The organism is Streptomyces sp. NPDC029014 (assembly GCF_055564695.1).
Genome location: NZ_JBVHVT010000054.1, coordinates 29,995 through 46,356 on the forward strand (window position 1 = coordinate 29,995; position 16,362 = coordinate 46,356).

13 protein-coding genes are annotated in these 16,362 nt (G+C 71.6%); 9 read left to right on the forward strand and 4 right to left on the reverse strand.

From position 1 onward, the window contains the following. Positions 1-83: 83 nt before the first annotated feature. Positions 84-875 carry a transcriptional repressor LexA gene (lexA, locus tag ACZ4VL_RS26720; RefSeq protein WP_179174036.1) on the reverse strand — a complete coding sequence of 264 codons (792 nt, stop codon included), beginning with the start codon at positions 873-875 and terminating at the stop codon, positions 84-86. Between the two features lie 482 nt (positions 876-1,357). Between lexA and nrdR the strand changes: the two genes are divergently transcribed. Together nrdR and ACZ4VL_RS26730 are read left to right on the forward strand one after the other, a co-directional pair. Continuing rightward, entirely contained in the window at positions 1,358-1,870 is a 513-nt protein-coding gene (gene nrdR, locus ACZ4VL_RS26725; RefSeq protein WP_385844016.1) for a transcriptional regulator NrdR, read from the forward strand. A gap of 177 nt (positions 1,871-2,047) precedes the next feature. Next, the gene (locus ACZ4VL_RS26730; RefSeq protein WP_468204674.1) at positions 2,048-4,933 is read left to right on the forward strand and encodes a vitamin B12-dependent ribonucleotide reductase; all 2,886 of its coding nucleotides are present in this window, start codon (positions 2,048-2,050) and stop codon (positions 4,931-4,933) included. A gap of 111 nt (positions 4,934-5,044) precedes the next feature. On the opposite strand, the gene ACZ4VL_RS26735 is transcribed toward ACZ4VL_RS26730, so the two are convergent. Beyond that, entirely contained in the window at positions 5,045-6,004 is a 960-nt protein-coding gene (locus ACZ4VL_RS26735) for a DUF1152 domain-containing protein (RefSeq protein WP_468204676.1), read from the reverse strand. A gap of 76 nt (positions 6,005-6,080) precedes the next feature. Here ACZ4VL_RS26735 and ACZ4VL_RS26740 point away from each other — a divergent pair, with 76 nt between their 5' ends. From ACZ4VL_RS26740 to ACZ4VL_RS26770, 7 genes are all read left to right on the forward strand, one after another. Further along, a complete protein-coding gene (locus tag ACZ4VL_RS26740) occupies positions 6,081-6,920 on the forward strand; it encodes an arylamine N-acetyltransferase family protein (RefSeq protein WP_468204678.1) in 840 nt (279 codons plus the stop codon). Between the two features lie 32 nt (positions 6,921-6,952). Beyond that, positions 6,953-7,558 carry a YdbC family protein gene (locus ACZ4VL_RS26745; RefSeq protein ID WP_468204680.1) on the forward strand — a complete coding sequence of 202 codons (606 nt, stop codon included), beginning with the start codon at positions 6,953-6,955 and terminating at the stop codon, positions 7,556-7,558. Positions 7,559-7,631: 73 nt separating this feature from the next. Next, entirely contained in the window at positions 7,632-8,291 is a 660-nt protein-coding gene (locus ACZ4VL_RS26750; protein WP_361093916.1) for a histidine phosphatase family protein, read from the forward strand. Positions 8,292-8,302: 11 nt separating this feature from the next. After that, positions 8,303-9,220, forward strand: coding sequence for an ADP-ribosylglycohydrolase family protein (locus ACZ4VL_RS26755; protein ID WP_468204682.1), 918 nt, complete (start codon positions 8,303-8,305; stop codon positions 9,218-9,220). Between the two features lie 253 nt (positions 9,221-9,473). After that, entirely contained in the window at positions 9,474-11,264 is a 1,791-nt protein-coding gene (locus tag ACZ4VL_RS26760) for a DUF4153 domain-containing protein (RefSeq protein ID WP_468204684.1), read from the forward strand. A 433-nt stretch (positions 11,265-11,697) separates the two neighbouring features. Further along, positions 11,698-12,408, forward strand: a complete 711-nt coding sequence (locus ACZ4VL_RS26765; RefSeq protein ID WP_468204686.1) for a ribonuclease HII — start codon at positions 11,698-11,700, stop codon at positions 12,406-12,408. Positions 12,409-12,467: 59 nt separating this feature from the next. Beyond that, on the forward strand, positions 12,468-13,103 hold the full coding sequence (locus tag ACZ4VL_RS26770; protein ID WP_468204688.1) for a hypothetical protein: 636 nt from the start codon (positions 12,468-12,470) through the stop codon (positions 13,101-13,103). 211 nt (positions 13,104-13,314) lie between these two features. Here ACZ4VL_RS26770 and ACZ4VL_RS26775 read toward each other — a convergent pair whose 3' ends face one another. Together ACZ4VL_RS26775 and ACZ4VL_RS26780 are read right to left on the reverse strand one after the other, a co-directional pair. Then, positions 13,315-13,944 (reverse strand): hypothetical protein, encoded by a 630-nt coding sequence (locus tag ACZ4VL_RS26775; RefSeq protein WP_468204690.1) that lies wholly within the window; start codon positions 13,942-13,944, stop codon positions 13,315-13,317. Between the two features lie 215 nt (positions 13,945-14,159). Then, complete coding sequence (locus ACZ4VL_RS26780; RefSeq protein ID WP_468204692.1) at positions 14,160-16,319, reverse strand: DEAD/DEAH box helicase; 2,160 nt, start codon at positions 16,317-16,319, stop codon at positions 14,160-14,162. Between the last annotated feature and the right edge of the window lie 43 nt (positions 16,320-16,362).

Genomic DNA, 16,362 nt, shown 5'->3' on the forward strand with positions numbered 1-16,362 from the left:
CGAGACAGCTCCCGGCAAGGGATGCGAGACAGCTCCGGGACCGGCGCAGTGAGTCCCGGAGCTGGACAGGGGGCGCGGGGGGCTCAGACCCGGCGCAGGACGGCGACGACCTTGCCGAGGATGGTGGCCTCGTCGCCGGGGATCGGCTGGTACGCCGCGTTGTGCGGGAGGAGCCAGACATGGCCGTCCTCGCGCTTGAACCGCTTGACCGTGGCCTCGCCGTCGAGCATCGCGGCGACGATGTCGCCGTTCTCGGCGACCGGCTGGCGGCGGACGGTGACCCAGTCGCCGTCGCAGATGGCGGCTTCGATCATCGAGTCGCCGACGACCTTGAGGACGAACAGCTCACCGTCCCCGACGAGCTGGCGGGGGAGGGGGAACACGTCCTCCACCGACTCCTCGGCGAGGATCGGGCCGCCGGCCGCGATCCGTCCGACCAGGGGAACGTACGAGGCGGCGGGCTTGCCGGTGGTGTCGGTGGGCTGCGAGCTGGGCTGGTCGGAGGCGCGGACCTCGTACGCCCGGGGCCGGTGCGGGTCGCGGCGCAGGAACCCCTTGCGCTCCAGGGCCATCAGCTGGTGGGCGACGGACGAGGTGCTGGACAGGCCCACTGCCTGGCCGATCTCCCGCATCGACGGCGGGTAGCCCCGCCGCTGCACGGAGTCGCGGATGACTTCGATGACCCGCCGCTGCCGGTCCGTGAGCCCGGAGCTGTCGGCGCGGATGCCTGGGGGGCGCCCTGGCAGCGAGCGTGCGGGCCGGACGGACTCCGCCTCCGGGTTCAGGCTTGCTTCGTTCATGGCGTGCACCGGGTCGAGTCGGCTCTGGGAGCGGTTCTGGGCAGTGATGGCGGCACTGTCTGCGGTCGTGGTCACGTCGGCGGCCCCTCTCGAAATGTTCTCCCTAGCTGGACAACGGTAGTTGCTTTCGAAAGGTTGCGCCAAACACACGTTCGAGTGAAAAATCGCAGATCGCCCGCCGTGGCCACATCCGGAGGTGTATGGCAAATGCGTGGAGGTGGACGCTCCACCGAACGCGGGTTCGGTTCCGCGTCCGCTGTTCACGGTACCCTTCCCGCGCGGATCGGCACCTTCCGGTCCCTGGTCAGTGTGGCACCGTGCACCCCTTCCACCTGGTCATCGGCCCGCGACACGCGGTAGTGGAGTCAATCCGCCGCAACCCCATATCTAGTGGTCGGATGAGCCAGCTCACCCACAACTTGTGTTTCAGCGGGCTCACGAGGCCTCCGGAATCGCATATGCTTGTGGCTGCTCCGCGAGCCCCCAGAGGGCGAGCCCCTGTCGTCCAGGGGTGGGCGGGGCGATTCAGTCGTGCCGAGAGGGAGGGTGAAGGATCCATGCACTGCCCCTTCTGCAGGCACCCCGACAGCCGCGTCGTCGACAGCCGCACCACCGACGACGGCACGTCGATCCGTAGACGCCGTCAGTGCCCGGACTGCTCCCGTCGTTTCACGACGGTGGAGACGGCCTCGCTGATGGTGATCAAGCGCAGCGGCGTCACCGAACCCTTCAGTCGCACCAAGGTCATCTCCGGCGTGCGCAAGGCGTGCCAGGGGCGGCCCGTCACCGAGGACGCCCTCGCCAAGCTCGGCCAGCGGGTCGAGGAAGCGGTGCGCGCCACCGGCAGCGCCGAGCTGACCACCCACGACGTGGGTCTGGCCATACTCGGCCCGCTCCAGGAGCTCGATCTGGTCGCGTACCTGCGGTTCGCGTCCGTGTACAAAGCGTTCGACACCCTTGAAGACTTCGAGACCGCCATCGCCGAACTGCGCGACCGGCGGCCTCGCTCCGAAGAGTGCGAGTCCGCAGGGGCCGTCCCGGTCCCCGTGCCCGCCTCCGCCACCGACTGATTGGACGGCCGCGCGCCCGGCGCGGTCCGTCTGTTCGGCCTGGCGCCTTTCCCCGGTGGTAGCCGGGGAACTCCCGGCGTAGCCGGGAGCGAAGAAACGTAACAAGACACAGCACTGTGCCGCGGAATATCGCTGGCACTTTAGGGCGTTTTTGCCCGCATATGGGAGGCAGGCGGCATGACAGAGACGGCGAGCAGCTCGGCACGTGGTTCCCGCACCAAGGGGACCAAGGCGACCAAGGGCGGCCTGCGGATCGAGCGCATCCACACCACCCCGGGCGTGCACCCGTACGACGAGGTGAGCTGGGAGCTCCGTGACGTCGTCATGACCAACTGGCGCGACGGCTCGGTCAACTTCGAGCAGCGCGGCGTCGAGTTCCCCGACTTCTGGTCGGTGAACGCGGTCAACATCGTCACCAGCAAGTACTTCCGCGGCGCCGTCGGCACCCCGCAGCGTGAGACCGGCCTGAAGCAGCTCATCGACCGCATCGTCAAGACGTACACGAAGGCCGGCGAGGACTACGGCTACTTCGCGTCCCCCGCCGACGCGGAGATCTTCGAGCACGAGCTGACCTACGCCCTCCTGCACCAGATCTTCAGCTTCAACTCCCCGGTGTGGTTCAACGTCGGCACGCCCCAGCCGCAGCAGGTCTCCGCCTGCTTCATCCTGTCCGTCGACGACTCCATGGAGTCGATCCTCGACTGGTACAAGGAAGAGGGCATGATCTTCAAGGGCGGCTCCGGTGCCGGCCTGAACCTCTCCCGCATCCGCTCCTCCAAGGAACTCCTCTCCTCCGGCGGCAACGCCTCCGGCCCGGTCTCCTTCATGCGCGGCGCCGACGCGTCCGCCGGAACGATCAAGTCGGGCGGCGCCACCCGCCGCGCGGCCAAGATGGTCGTCCTGGACGTGGACCACCCCGACGTCGAGGACTTCATCGCCACCAAGGTGAAGGAAGAGGAGAAGATCCGCGCCCTGCGCGACGCGGGCTTCGACATGGACCTGGGCGGCGACGACATCACGTCCGTCCAGTACCAGAACGCCAACAACTCCGTCCGCGTGAACGACGAGTTCATGGCGGCCGTCGAGAACGGCACCGAGTTCGGCCTGCGCGCCCGTATGACCGGCGAGGTCATCGAGAAGATCGACGCCAAGGCGCTCTTCCGCAAGCTCGCCGAGGCGGCGTGGGCCTGTGCCGACCCCGGCATCCAGTACGACGGTGTGATCAACCGCTGGCACACCTGCCCCGAGTCCGGCCGCATCACCGCGTCGAACCCGTGCAGCGAGTACATGCACCTGGACAACACGTCCTGCAACCTCGCCTCGCTGAACCTGATGAAGTTCCTGAACGACGACGGCAAGGGCAACCAGTCCTTCGACGCCGCCCGCTTCGCCAAGGTCGTCGAGCTCGTCATCACCGCGATGGACATCTCCATCTGCTTCGCGGACTTCCCGACGCAGAAGATCGGCGAGAACACCCGCGCCTACCGCCAGCTCGGCATCGGCTACGCCAACCTCGGCGCCCTGCTGATGGCGACCGGCCACGCGTACGACTCGGACGGCGGCCGCACGCTCGCCGCCTCCATCACCTCGCTGATGACCGGCACCGCGTACAAGCGCTCCGCCGAGCTGGCCGCCATCGTCGGCCCGTACGACGGCTACGCCCGCAACGCCGACGCCCACAAGCGCGTCATGAAGCAGCACGCGGACGCCAACACCGCCGCGCCGCGCACCGAGGACCTCGACAACGCGATCTGGGCCGCGGCCACCGAGGCCTGGCAGGACGTCCTGCGCCTCGGCGAGAAGAACGGCTTCCGCAACTCCCAGGCCTCCGTCCTCGCGCCGACCGGCACCATCGGTCTCGCGATGTCCTGCGACACCACCGGTGTCGAGCCGGACCTGGCCCTGGTCAAGTTCAAGAAGCTCGTCGGCGGCGGCTCCATGCAGATCGTCAACGGCACCGTCCCGCAGGCCCTGCGCCGCCTGGGTTACCAGGAGGAGCAGATCGAGGCGATCGTCGCCCACATCGCCGAGCACGGCAACGTGATCGACGCCCCCGGTCTGAAGACCGAGCACTACGAGGTCTTCGACTGCGCCATGGGCGAGCGCGCCATCTCCCCGATGGGCCACGTCCGCATGATGGCCGCGATCCAGCCGTGGATCTCCGGCGCCATCTCCAAGACGGTCAACATGCCGGAGACGGCCACCGTCGAGGAGGTCGAGGAGATCTACTTCGAGGCCTGGAAGCTCGGCGTCAAGGCCCTCGCGATCTACCGCGACAACTGCAAGGTCGGCCAGCCCCTCTCCGCCAAGAAGAAGGAGCAGGAGAAGGTCGAGGTCACCGAGAAGGCCGAGGACACCATCCGCGCCGCGGTCGAGAAGGTCATCGAGTACCGCCCGGTCCGCAAGCGCCTGCCCAAGGGCCGCCCGGGCATCACCACCTCCTTCACGGTCGGTGGCGCCGAGGGCTACATGACCGCCAACTCCTACCCCGACGACGGCCTGGGCGAGGTCTTCCTGAAGATGTCCAAGCAGGGCTCCACCCTCGCGGGCATGATGGACGCCTTCTCCATCGCCGTCTCGGTCGGCCTGCAGTACGGCGTCCCGCTGGAGACCTACGTCTCGAAGTTCACCAACATGCGCTTCGAGCCCGCCGGCATGACGGACGACCCGGACGTGCGGATGGCGCAGTCGATCGTCGACTACATCTTCCGCCGCCTGGCCCTCGACTTCCTGCCGTTCGAGACCCGCTCCGCCCTCGGCATCCACACCGCCGAGGAGCGCCAGCGCCACCTGGAGACCGGCTCGTACGAGCCCCTCGAGGAGGAGATCGACACGGAGTCCCTGGCCCAGTCCGCCCCGCTGGCGTCCGTTCCCGCGGCCCCGAAGGCGCAGGCCGTGACCGTCCCGGCGCCGAAGACGGCCCACTCCAGCGCCGAGCTGGTCGAGATGCAGCTCGGCGTCTCCGCCGACGCCCCGCTCTGCTTCTCCTGCGGTACGAAGATGCAGCGCGCCGGCTCCTGCTACATCTGCGAGGGCTGCGGCTCCACCAGCGGCTGCAGCTGATACCGGGCGGAACCGCGTCGGATGCACCGTCCGACGCAGTTCCGCGCGGGTAGCTGACCAGCAGCTCACGAAGGGGACCGGCCAGAGGCCGGTCCCCTTCGTGGATCCCCGTCAGTGGGGGATGCGGCGGGCGGGGCGGGTGGTGATCTCGTCGCGGAACTCGGCGATCCGCGAGCTGACCTGTCGGATCAGCTGGGTGTCCTCGATCCGGTCCAGGTAGAGGCAGCGGGCCGCCAGGCCCGGCAGGTCGAAGACGAAGCACAGCGACATCAGCGGATTGACGAACAGCTCGCTGTTCCTGGTCCGGTCCGTGAAGCGCACGTCGCCGAAATCACCGCGCACGGCCGCCGCGATCGACCCGTTCACGATGCTCGGGCGGTCGGGGGTCTGGTCCTGGGCGTGGGCCACCGCGTCCAGGTAGAGGGCGCCCTCACGGGTGGCCCGCGGGATCGAGAACGCGCCCAGGTACGCTCCGTCGCGGTCCAGCGCCGCGATGTTCTCCAGGACCAGGGCGTGGCTCACCCCGTGGTAGGCGTCCACGCCGAAGCCGACCGACACCACGAGCCTTTCCGCAACGCCGTCCAGCGCGGCCAGCGCCGCGACGCTGGCCAGGTCCTCCTCCGGGGTGCCCAGTCCGGCCTCGTCCCCCCGCATCAGGATGTCCGTGCCGCCGTCGACGAGGACGACCGCATCGATGCCGAGCCGGTCGATCAGCGTCCGGTAGGCGGCGCGCAGGGGCTGCACCCCGAGCTGGGGGAAGGCGTGGACGGTGGCCGGATAGCCGTGCAGTGCCAGCCACCGGGCCAGGGTCCGCTCCGGGAAGTAGGCCTGGTGGGGCGCGGTGTCGGGGGTGATGGCCGCGACGTCCGGCGCGACCCAGGAATCGAGGGGCAGTCCGGCGAGCGCACTGAAGGACAGGTTGGCCAGATGGACGCGCTTGCCCTGGTGGAGGAGCGAAAGGGCGATCGGAAGTCCCGAATAGACGTCGAAGCCCCCGCCGGCTCCGGCGACCAGGACGTTCTCGGCGTCGGCGAGGCGGGCGAAGAGGGGGTTGGTGTGCAGGGCCGTCATGCTGATCATTGTGCGAGCGCGGCGCACGGGCGCCACGGACTTTTCGGGGCCGCGAGGCCGGAAACGGGGGAGCATCATGTGGAGTGGTGACCGGCTGGATCTCGGGGCGTACCTCGCGCGGATCGGATACGACGGACCCGTCGCGCAAGACGGGGAACTCCGGCCCGACCTCGCGACGTTGTACGCAGTGCACCGGGCCCACACCGGTGCCATAGCCTTCGAGAGCCTGGACGTGCTGTTCGGCCGTCCCGTCGAGCTGGACGTCAAGGCCATCGAGGACAAGCTCGTTCACGGCCGCCGCGGCGGCTACTGCTACGAGCAGAACTCGCTGCTGGCCGCTGCCCTGGAGCGGATCGGCTTCGAGGTGTCCGGGCGCGGCGCCCGCAACCGCACCCGTGGCGATGTCCTCCTCCCGGTGACGCACGCCGTCCTCGTCGTCACCGTCGAGGATCAACCCTGGCTGTGCGACGTCGGGTTCGGCCATCAGGGCCCGCTCGAACCGGTCCCGCTGGCACGGCCCGGAGTCGAGGTGCCGCAAGGTGACTGGACCTATGGCGTCCGTGAGGAGGAGGACGGCATCCTCGCCCTGTCCCTGCTGCGCGGGGACACCTGGCGCGATCTGTACGCCTTCTCCCCGCAGCGCTACCACCCCGTCGACTACGTCCTGTTGAACCACTACAGCTCCACCCACCCCCGGTCCGCGTTCGTCGGACAGCTCATCGTGCAGAAGCCGGGCAACGCCGTCCGCACCGCGCTCGTCGGGCGGGAACTCACCCGCCTCCACCCGGACGGGAGCAGCGAACGCCGGTCCGTTTCCCCCGACGAACTGCCCGCCGTACTCGACCGCGAGTTCGGACTTCGTCTCGGTGAGCGAGATGTGGAGGAGCTGGACCGGGTGAACCGCGCCGGGGACTGACCCGGGCCGCGCCGGGCCCGTACCATGACGCCGTGCTGGTCAAGTGGATTCGCTGCACGGTGACGGACCGACGCGGGTTCGAGCGCGGGCAGCGCAAATGGGCGGGGCTGCCGGGGGAGCCGGGATTCCGGGGACAGGGCGGCGGTTGGAGCCGGGGGAGGCAGGGGGTCGCGCATGTTTTCGCGTTCTGGGAGAGCCGTTCCTTCTACGACTCGTTCATGGCCCGCTCGCACGACCGCCTGGCCGCGGCCCAGACCGGCACGTACACCAATGCGCGGGTCAGCCTCTTCGACTACCGCTTCGACGTGAAGACCGGCTTCGAGCCGCGCTTCACCGATGCCGACGTCGTCCGCGTGGCCCACACCCGGGTGCGCGAGGGCCGCGTGGACCACTTCGCGCTCATGCAGGAGAAGGTGTGGAATCCGGCCATGGCCGGGTCCCCCGGAATGATCCGCGGTCTGTTCGGGGAGGCCCCGGGCCGTGAGTTCCTGGTGCTGTCGATGTGGCAGGCGGCCGCCGAGCACGGCAAGTACCGCCAGGAGAGGGTCGAACGACTCTCCCTGCGCGCCCAGACCGAGGCCGACGTCGAGGCGCTCACCGGAGACGTCGTCGACCTCGAAGCGTCCTGGACCGTATGACCGTACGAAGATCGGACGGGTGGACCGGCGCGCCCGGGTGTCGGGCGCGCCGCAGGCCGCATAGGGTCGAGGAATGGCAAGACCACGGCGCATCGTCCTCGTCCGGCACGGGGAATCCGAGGGCAACGTCGACGACACCGTGTACGAGCGGGAGCCCGACCACGCCCTCCGGATGACCGCGCTGGGACACCAGCAGGCCACGGAGGCCGGTGCGCGGCTGCGCGAGCTCTTCGGCGACGAGCGCGTCAGCGCGTACGTGTCCCCGTACCGCCGGACCCTGCAGACCTTCCGGGACCTGAAGCTGGACCCGGCGCAGGTCCGGGTGCGCGAGGAGCCGCGGCTGCGCGAGCAGGACTGGGGAAACTGGCAGGACCGCGAGGACGTCCGCCTGCAGAAGGCCTACCGGGACGCGTACGGCCACTTCTTCTACCGCTTCGCGCAGGGCGAGTCCGGAGCGGACGTCTACGATCGCGTCGGTTCCTTCCTGGAAAGCCTCTACCGCAGCTTCGAGGCCCCCGACCACCCGCCCAACGTGCTCCTGGTGACGCACGGGCTGACCATGCGGCTGTTCTGCATGCGCTGGTTCCACTGGTCGGTGGCCGAATTCGAATGCCTCTCCAATCCCGGCAACGGCGACCACCGGGTGCTCATGCTGGGCCCCGGCGGCCGCTACCGCCTGGACCGCCCGTTTGAGCGGTGGACCACACCCGAGCCTTATGACCTGGACGGCTAAAGTGACGCGCGATGACCGCTGACTCCTCTTCCGAACGGCGCCTCGTACGCGCCATGGCCAGCCTCCGTGGGCTGGCTCTGGGGGACTCCCTGGGCTCCCAGTACTTCGTCCCCGTCAACTACCCCCTGCTCAAGCGCCGGGAACTGCCCGCCGGCACCGGGTCCTGGCAGTGGACCGACGACACCGAGATGGCCTGCTCCGTGGTCGCGGTCCTCGCCGAACACGGCCGCATCGACCAGGACGCCCTCGCCAACTCCTTCGCCCACCACCACGACTTCGACCGCGGTTACGGTCCCGCGGTGAACCGGATGCTGCGCCTGATCCGGGAGGGCGAGGACTGGCGGACCCTCGCCGCCGCCCTCTTCAACGGGCAGGGCTCGTGGGGCAACGGCGCGGCCATGCGCATCGCGCCCCTGGGCGCCTGGTACGCCGACGACCCGGAGCAGGCGACCCACCAGGCGGAGATCTCCGCCTACACCACCCACCAGCACCGCGAGGCGGTGTGCGGGGCGATGGCCGTAGCCGCGGCAGCCGCACTGGCCGCGGATCCGCTGGGCCCGCCGACCGCCGCCGACCTGCTGGACAACGTCATCGCCCTGGTGCCGCGCAGCGCCGTCGGTGCCGGGCTGCGGCGGGCGCGGGACATGCTGGACTATGGCGACGCGACGACGGTGGCTGCCGTCCTGGGCTGCGGGCGCCGCACCAGCGCGCACGACACCGTGCCGTTCGCCCTCTGGTCGGCGGCGCGCTCGCTGCACGACTTCGAGCAGGCGTTCTGGACCACCGCGCAGGTGGGCGGGGACGTCGACACGACCTGCGCGATCGTCGGCGGGGTGCTCGGCGGGCGCGGTGAGGAGGTGCTGCCGGCAGCCTGGCTGGCGCGTACCGAAGCCCTCCCCGCGTGGCTTCCCCAGGCGCCGGCGCACTAGTCGGCCCCGGTCGACCGCTTCCCGTGCGACAGCCGGGCAGGGGGCGGGGCGGTTTCCTCCGAGGCGGGGGGAGGGGATGTGCCGGTGCAGCAGGCCGGAGCATCCGCCGCCCTGGCCCGTACCCGCTCCGAGATTGTCACGGTCCTGCCACAGGCGTCCGTCGACCCCGGTAAAGCCGCACGTCACAGGCCTAACCTGTGCGCTTCGCCGTCTCCGCAGCACAGCGGGGGCGGTCGACAGGGAGGGGAGCCCGATGGCAGAGAACGCCGACGCGGCCGCAGCGGGAGCGGCGGGAGCAGTGTCCGGAGAGAGCCACGCGGAAGCGGCGCCCGGGCCCGCGAACGCGCCCGCGGGAAGTGTGAGCGCGCAGGCGGCATCCGGAGGCGTCAACCCGCAACAGGAGAAGCCGAGTCCGGTGGCGGGCGGGCTCGGAGTCGCAGCCGTGGGTGCACCCCCGCAGGGCTCCGCCGGCCCGCCCCCGGGGTGGGACCCCACCGCCTGGCAGCAGTACCGGACCCGGCAGGACCGCAAACGCAGCGGCGCCTGGTCCATCGCCCCGCTCCCCTGGGCCGTGGCCGCCCAGCCCGCGGCGGCGGCGCCCGTCTCCACCGCCGTACTGGCCTCCGCCCTCGCTGCCGGCATCGCCGCCGCCCTGTTCCTCGGCGACGGCCTCGGCCCGGGCCTGCTGCTCGTCGCCCTGCCGGCGATGGTGGCCGCGTACACCGCCGCTCGCACGGCCGGCCGTACCGCCCGCCCGTGGACCACGGCCTGGGCGCTCGGCTGCGTGGCCCTCCTCGCCGTCCCCGCACTGCGCGACTCCGGGTGGCCCATCACCCTCGCGCTGCTCGGCGCCCTCCTCGCGGGTGCGCTCGCCCTGCACGGCAGCCGCACCTGGCACGGCACCCTGCTCAGCCCGCTCGGCCTCGTCGACGGGACCGTGACCGGGATCCGCTGGACGTGGGCCGGTCTGCGTTCGCGGAGCAGCGGGGTCGACCGGGGCCGCTGGCTGCCCGTGCTCAAGGCGGCCGGTGTGGCCGTGGTCCTGCTGGTGCTGTTCGGCGCTCTTTTCGCGTCCGCGGACGCGGCCTTCGCGGACCTGCTGGGCGGGCTCATCCCCGACGTCTCGATCGGCGACGGCCCGGTGCGGCTGCTGCTCTTCCTGCTGGCGGCCGTCGTCGCGCTCGGCCTCGCCCGCACTGCTGCGGCGCCGTCACGCTGGGACCGGATCGAGATATCCGCCGGCAAGCCCCGCTCCCGCGTCGAGTGGGCGCTCCCGCTCATCGTGCTGAACCTGCTCTTCGCCGGCTTCAACGCCGTCCAACTCGCCGTGCTCTTCGGTGGGTACGACAAGGTCCTGCGCAGCACCGGGCTCACCTACTCCGAGTACGCCCGCCAGGGCTTCTGGCAGCTGCTCTGGGCGACCCTGCTCACCCTCGCCGTGATCGCGCTCGCGCTGCGCTGGGCCCCGCGCTCCGGCCCCGCAGACCAGCGCCTCGTCCGCGCCGTCCTCGGTACGCTGTGCGCGCTGACCCTGGTGGTCGTCGCCTCCGCGCTGCGCCGCATGGACCTGTACGTGGATGCGTACGGCCTGACCCGGCTGCGGGTGTCGGTGGCCGCGATGGAGCTCTGGCTCGGTGTGGTCATCGTGCTGATCATGGCTGCCGGGGTGTTCGGCGCGCGCTGGCTGCCGCGGGCGGTCGTCGGCAGCGCCGCGGCCGCCGCCCTCGCGTTCGGACTGGCCTCCCCGGACGCCCTGGTGGCCGAGAAGAACACGAACCGCTTCCAGCAGACCGGCAAGATCGATCTGGCCTACTTCCGCTTCTTGTCGGCGGATGCGGTGCCCGCCCTGGACCGGCTGCCCGAACCCCACCGCTCCTGCGCCCTGCGCGAGATCAACGACGAGCTGGCGCGCGCCGGCCAGGTGCCGTGGTACGCGATGAGCCTCGACGGGTACCGGGCCCGGAAGATCCTCGACGACCGTCCGGTGACCGCCCCGTACGAGGTGTGCCACCGCCTCGGCGGGTTCGCGAGCCGCTCCGAGTAGGAGACGCACCACACGGTACGAGAGCCCGGGCCCGGGACGGCATCCCGTACCCGGGCTCCGTGCGGTCGACGGCCGTGAGCGATGCTTCACGAATGCGATGTTCCGTCCGAGTGCCGGCTCCGTGGCCCGGTCCGGGCGGGACGGGCGTACGGCGGATCACTGCTGGTCAGGAAGCGCGTACCGGAGGTATCGAGCGGGGTTGCAGGGGTGCGGACGTTCGGGCTCCGTTTCGTTGGCAGGGGTGCTGCGGCGAAACCGGCGTACCGGACGAAGGGTGTGCGGGAGCGAACGTGAGGGGGTGTGACATCGCGGAACCGACCGTCCGGTCGGTCGTGTTGGGGTCGCGATGGGGGCCTTCGGGCGAGCCGCCGCGCCGACTCCACCCGGGCCGGGGTGTGCAGGCGGCCCGGGGCGGCGTAATCTTGCTGGCGCCATGGCCTACGAAGCACCCACCCACACCGTCGAACGCTCCCTCCGCGCAACCACCGGCGCCAAGGTCATCGCCGGGGTCGACGAAGTCGGACGAGGGGCCTGGGCCGGTCCGGTCACCGTGTGCGCGGCGATCACCGGACTGCGCCGACCGCCCGAAGGGCTCACCGATTCCAAGCTCCTCACGCACAAGCGGCGCGACGCCCTCCTCGACATCCTGGAGGCGTGGGTCACCTCGTACGCCCTGGGGCACGCCTCCCCGGAGGAGATCGACGAACTCGGGATGACGGCCGCGCTGCGGCTCGCCGCGGAACGCGCCCTGGAGGCGCTGCCCGTGCGGCCGGATGCGGTGATCCTCGACGGCAAGCACGACTACCTCGGCACCCCCTGGCAGGTCCGTACGGTGATCAAGGGCGACCAGTCCTGCGTTGCCGTCGCCGCGGCATCGGTCATCGCCAAGGTCAGGCGCGACCGGATGATGGCCGAACTCGCCGTGCAGGGCGGCGGCTTCGAGGCCTACGCCTTCGGAGACAATGCCGGATACCCCTCGCCCGTACACCGGGCCGCGCTCGCGGAGCTGGGGCCCACCCCGTACCACCGGCTCTCGTGGTCGTACCTCGACGCACTGCCCCAGTGGCGCCACCTGAAGAAGGTGCGCCGCAGCGAGGAAGCGATGGAGCTGGAAAACGGAGGCCAACTCGGCTTCGATTTCTGATCGCACCCAAGTGCCCCCCACCGATACGTTTCGTACCGGTGTTTGATAGATATCAACTCATGCCTCTCATCCCCGAGGAGCCTCAGATTCACGAGAGTGCCCAGGGTCCCCGCGTAACGCCGGCCGCGAGCCGCGCCGCGCAGACCCCCCGCCCCGTACCTGGTCCGCGTCCCGCCGCCGTACCGCGGCCCGGACGCCCCGGTCCCGCCGCCCGGCCCGCGCCGCCCGCGCAGCGTGCACCGCAGGCCGCTCCCGCAGCCGGGCCCGTTTCCCCCACCCCCACCGCACCGTCCGTGTCCACGGCGGTGCCGCAGATCCAGCTGATCCCGGCCTCCGCCGAGGGCGCGCTGGACGCTGCCGAAGAGGCCGTCGACCTGCTGCTCGACACCGGGCGCGCGCCCGGTGACATCCTGGTGCTCACCACGGGTGAACTGCACCCGTGGGCCGCGCACGAACTGTCCTTCGGTGAGGCCGCGTACTGGGCCCTGCACGACGCCGCGGACGACGTGTTCTACGCGGACGCGGCGCAGGTCGAGCGTGCCGCCGTTCGTCCCGTCGTGGTCTTCGCGGCCAACGGCGGACTCACGGAGGCTGCCGCTGCCACCCTGCCGGTCGCGCTTGCGCGGGCCGGTGCGCTGCTGATCGTCTGCGGTGACCCGCAGCGGATCAACTCGGTGCTGGGCGTGGGCGTCTGACGCCCCGTACCCCGGTACGGGCGAGGGGCGGGGCTGGCCTACGCCGGCCCCGCTGAAGCCCGCTCCCCGAAGCGTCGTACGCCCACCCGGGTGTACGGCCTTGAGGGTTGCCCGCACGCGGTTCCACGCATGTGAGACCGCGGATGCGGGGGATCGGCCGTCGGTCGGACCGCGGGCAGGCGCCGCCGGACCGCGGACCGGCGGAGACGGGTCAGCGTGCGGCAGTGCGGCGCAGGGCCTCGGCCGCGCCGCCGCCGGTGCTCAGGTTCAGCGTGGGGAACTCGCCCACGGTGTCGCCGAGCCGCTCCGGCCGCGACTCCGAGCTGGGGCTCCGGCCGCCCCGGCCCTCGCCGAGCACCTGCCAGCCGTTGCGGGTCAGCGTGATGTACGCGCCGCAACGCAGGCCGTGCAGGGTGCAGGCGTCCCGCAGACCCCACATCCAGGCGCCGTCCTCCTCGGTCCACCGCTCGTCGCCGTCCCGGCAGTACATCAGCACGGCCGTGCGGACCGGGGTGCGGCGCCGCAGGTCGTGGGGGATCACCCGGCGCAGGGCGGCCAGCAGTGCGTTGCGGTACTCCCAGCCGTCGGCCGATGCGGTCCGCTGGACGAACGACGCGCTCGCGACGAGCCGTTCCTCGGGGTCGAGGACGGCGATCACCGCGGTCGACGGCCTGGGGTTGTGCCGGGAGTGCAGGCCGCTGACGACCTCGCGGGGATTGCTCAGCAGGGGGATGCCCGCCGCCGTCCACTCTGCGGGTTCCAGCAGTCTCCCGTGCCGGCTACCGCCGCGGGCCGCCGGTCCCAGTGACGATGTGGAGGGCGGGGCGAATCCGAAGGTCACGGTCCTCCCTTCGGGTACACGCCCGCGGACGGGCACAGCTGGGGTGCGGGCGCGCCGCAGCACGACCCAATGAGTGCCGTCGAGCCGAGCGGGAGCTCCCCCGATTCTCGCGTGGTGCGCGAGCGCGCGGCAATGAGCAATTGACGCCGCCGACCGGAATTCGCCTGTATGCCGCTCATATCCTTGCCCCGCCGCGCCGACGGCGACCCATCCGGCTACGGCTGAACCGCGAGTACCAGCGGAAACACCTCCTTCGCGCCTTCCTGACGGAGCAGTCGGGCGGCCACCGCGAGCGTCCAGCCGGTCTCCGCCCGGTCGTCGACGAGGAGCACGGGGCCGGCCGCCGCAGCCAACTCCGCGGCCAACTGCGCGGGGACTTCCAGGGCCCGGTGGAGGCCGCGCACCCGCTGGGCGCTGTTGGAGGAGGGCAGACCGAACTCCGGGACCTGGTCGGTGTAGGCCAGGGCCCCGAGCAGCGGGAGCCGGCCGACCTCCGCGATGCGCGCGGCCAGCGAGCCGACCAGCTGCGGGCGGCTGCGCGAGGGCAGGGACACCACTCCCACCGGCCGGGAGGGCGCACCCGGGGCCCCCGAGGCCCAGCCGCCCGGGCCCCGGGCCCAGTCGGCGAGAACCGCCACCACGGCCTGCGCCACGTCGTCCGGGAGCGGCTGGTCCGGGGCCCCCGTGCTGAGCATGGGGCGCAGCCGGTTGCCCCAGCCGATGTCGGAGAGCCGGCCGAGCGCCCGCCCGGGAGCGGCCTGTTCCCCGGCGGGGATGCGCCCCTTGAGGTCGACGCCGACGGCCGCCAGCCCGGTCGGCCACATCCGGCGCGGCTCCAGTTCCACCCCGGGACGGCCGAGCTCGCCCCGGGCGGTGTCCAGGGCAGCGCCGGAGACGTCCGCCGTGAAGCGGGCCCCGGCGCAGTTGTCACAGCGGCCGCACGGCGCCGCCGCCTCGTCGTCCAACTGCCGGCGCAGGAACTCCATGCGGCACCCCGTGGTCGCCGCGTAGTCCCGCATGGCCTGCTGCTCGGCGGCGCGCTGGCGGGCCACCCAGGCGTAGCGCTCGGCGTCGTACACCCACGCCTCGCCCGTCGAAGTCCAACCGCCCTTCACGCGGTGCACCGCACCGTCGACGTCCAAGACCTTGAGCATCGTCTCCAGGCGGGTGCGCCGCAGGTCCACCAGTGGCTCCAGGGCGGGCAGCGACAGCGGCCGGCCCGCCCCGGCCAGCACGTCCAGGGTGCGGCGCACCTGCTCCTCCGGCGGGAAGGCCACCGAGGCGAAGTACTGCCAGATGGCTTCGTCCTCGCGGCCCGGCAGCAGCAGCACCTCCGCGTGCTCCACGCCGCGGCCGGCACGGCCGACCTGCTGGTAGTACGCGATGGGCGAGGACGGCGAGCCCAGGTGCACGACGAAGCCCAGGTCGGGCTTGTCGAAGCCCATGCCCAGGGCCGAGGTCGCCACCAGGGCCTTGACCCGGTTGGCCTGCAGGTCGTCCTCGGCCTGCAGGCGGTCGGCGTTCTCCGTCTTGCCGGTGTACGAGGCCACCGTGTGCCCGCGGTGGCGCAGGTACGTGGTGACCTCCTCGGCCGCGGCCACCGTCAGCGTGTAGATGATCCCGGAACCGGGCAGCTCGCCCAGGTGGTCGGCGAGCCAGGCCAGCCGGTGCGCCGCGTCGGGCAGGGTCAGCACGGCCAGGCTCAGGCTCTCCCGGTCCAGCGGGCCGCGCAGCACCAGAGCGTCGCTCCCGGCCCCCGTGCCCAGCTGCTCGGCGACGTCGGCGGTCACCCGGGCGTTGGCCGTGGCGGTCGTCGCCAGCACCGGGACGCCGGGTGGCAGGTCGGCCAACATCGTGCGCAGCCGCCGGTAGTCGGGGCGGAAGTCGTGCCCCCAGTCGGAGATGCAATGGGCCTCGTCCACCACCAGCAGTCCGGTCGCTGCGGCCAGCTTGGGCAGGACCTGGTCGCGGAAGTCGGGGTTGTTGAGCCGCTCGGGGCTCACCAGCAACACATCCACCTCGCCGGCCGCCACCTCGGCCTGGATCCCCTCCCACTCCTCCGGGTTGGCCGAGTTGATGGTGTGGGCGCGGATGCCGGCGCGGGCCGCCGCCTCGACCTGATTGCGCATCAGCGCGAGCAGCGGGGAGACGATCACGGTGGGCCCGGAGCCGGCGGCCCGCAGCAGCGAGGTGGCGACGAAGTACACCGCGGACTTGCCCCAGCCGGTGCGCTGCACCACCAGGGCGCGCCGCTTGTGCGCGACCAGCGCTTCGATCGCGAGCCACTGGTCCTCGCGCAGTCGGGCGGCGCCCGTGGTGTCACCCACGAGACGGGCCAGTACGGAGTCGGCCGAGGACCTCAGGTCTGCGTTCATGCCCCCATGCAACCCGATGCCTCCGACATCGCGCCAACGGCGA

Bases quoted from the DNA above. Each gene is read 5' to 3' on its own strand.
- ACZ4VL_RS26735 (WP_468204676.1), bottom strand. From the start codon at position 6,004: ATGACGGCCCTGCACACCAACCCCCTCTTCGCCCGCCTCGCCGACGCC.
- nrdR (WP_385844016.1), top strand. From the start codon at position 1,358: ATGCACTGCCCCTTCTGCAGGCACCCCGACAGCCGCGTCGTCGACAGC.
- ACZ4VL_RS26780 (WP_468204692.1), bottom strand. From the start codon at position 16,319: ATGAACGCAGACCTGAGGTCCTCGGCCGACTCCGTACTGGCCCGTCTC.
- ACZ4VL_RS26755 (WP_468204682.1), top strand. From the start codon at position 8,303: ATGACCGCTGACTCCTCTTCCGAACGGCGCCTCGTACGCGCCATGGCC.
- ACZ4VL_RS26750 (WP_361093916.1), top strand. From the start codon at position 7,632: ATGGCAAGACCACGGCGCATCGTCCTCGTCCGGCACGGGGAATCCGAG.
- ACZ4VL_RS26740 (WP_468204678.1), top strand. From the start codon at position 6,081: ATGTGGAGTGGTGACCGGCTGGATCTCGGGGCGTACCTCGCGCGGATC.
- ACZ4VL_RS26730 (WP_468204674.1), top strand. From the start codon at position 2,048: ATGACAGAGACGGCGAGCAGCTCGGCACGTGGTTCCCGCACCAAGGGG.
- ACZ4VL_RS26765 (WP_468204686.1), top strand. From the start codon at position 11,698: ATGGCCTACGAAGCACCCACCCACACCGTCGAACGCTCCCTCCGCGCA.
- ACZ4VL_RS26760 (WP_468204684.1), top strand. From the start codon at position 9,474: ATGGCAGAGAACGCCGACGCGGCCGCAGCGGGAGCGGCGGGAGCAGTG.
- ACZ4VL_RS26770 (WP_468204688.1), top strand. From the start codon at position 12,468: ATGCCTCTCATCCCCGAGGAGCCTCAGATTCACGAGAGTGCCCAGGGT.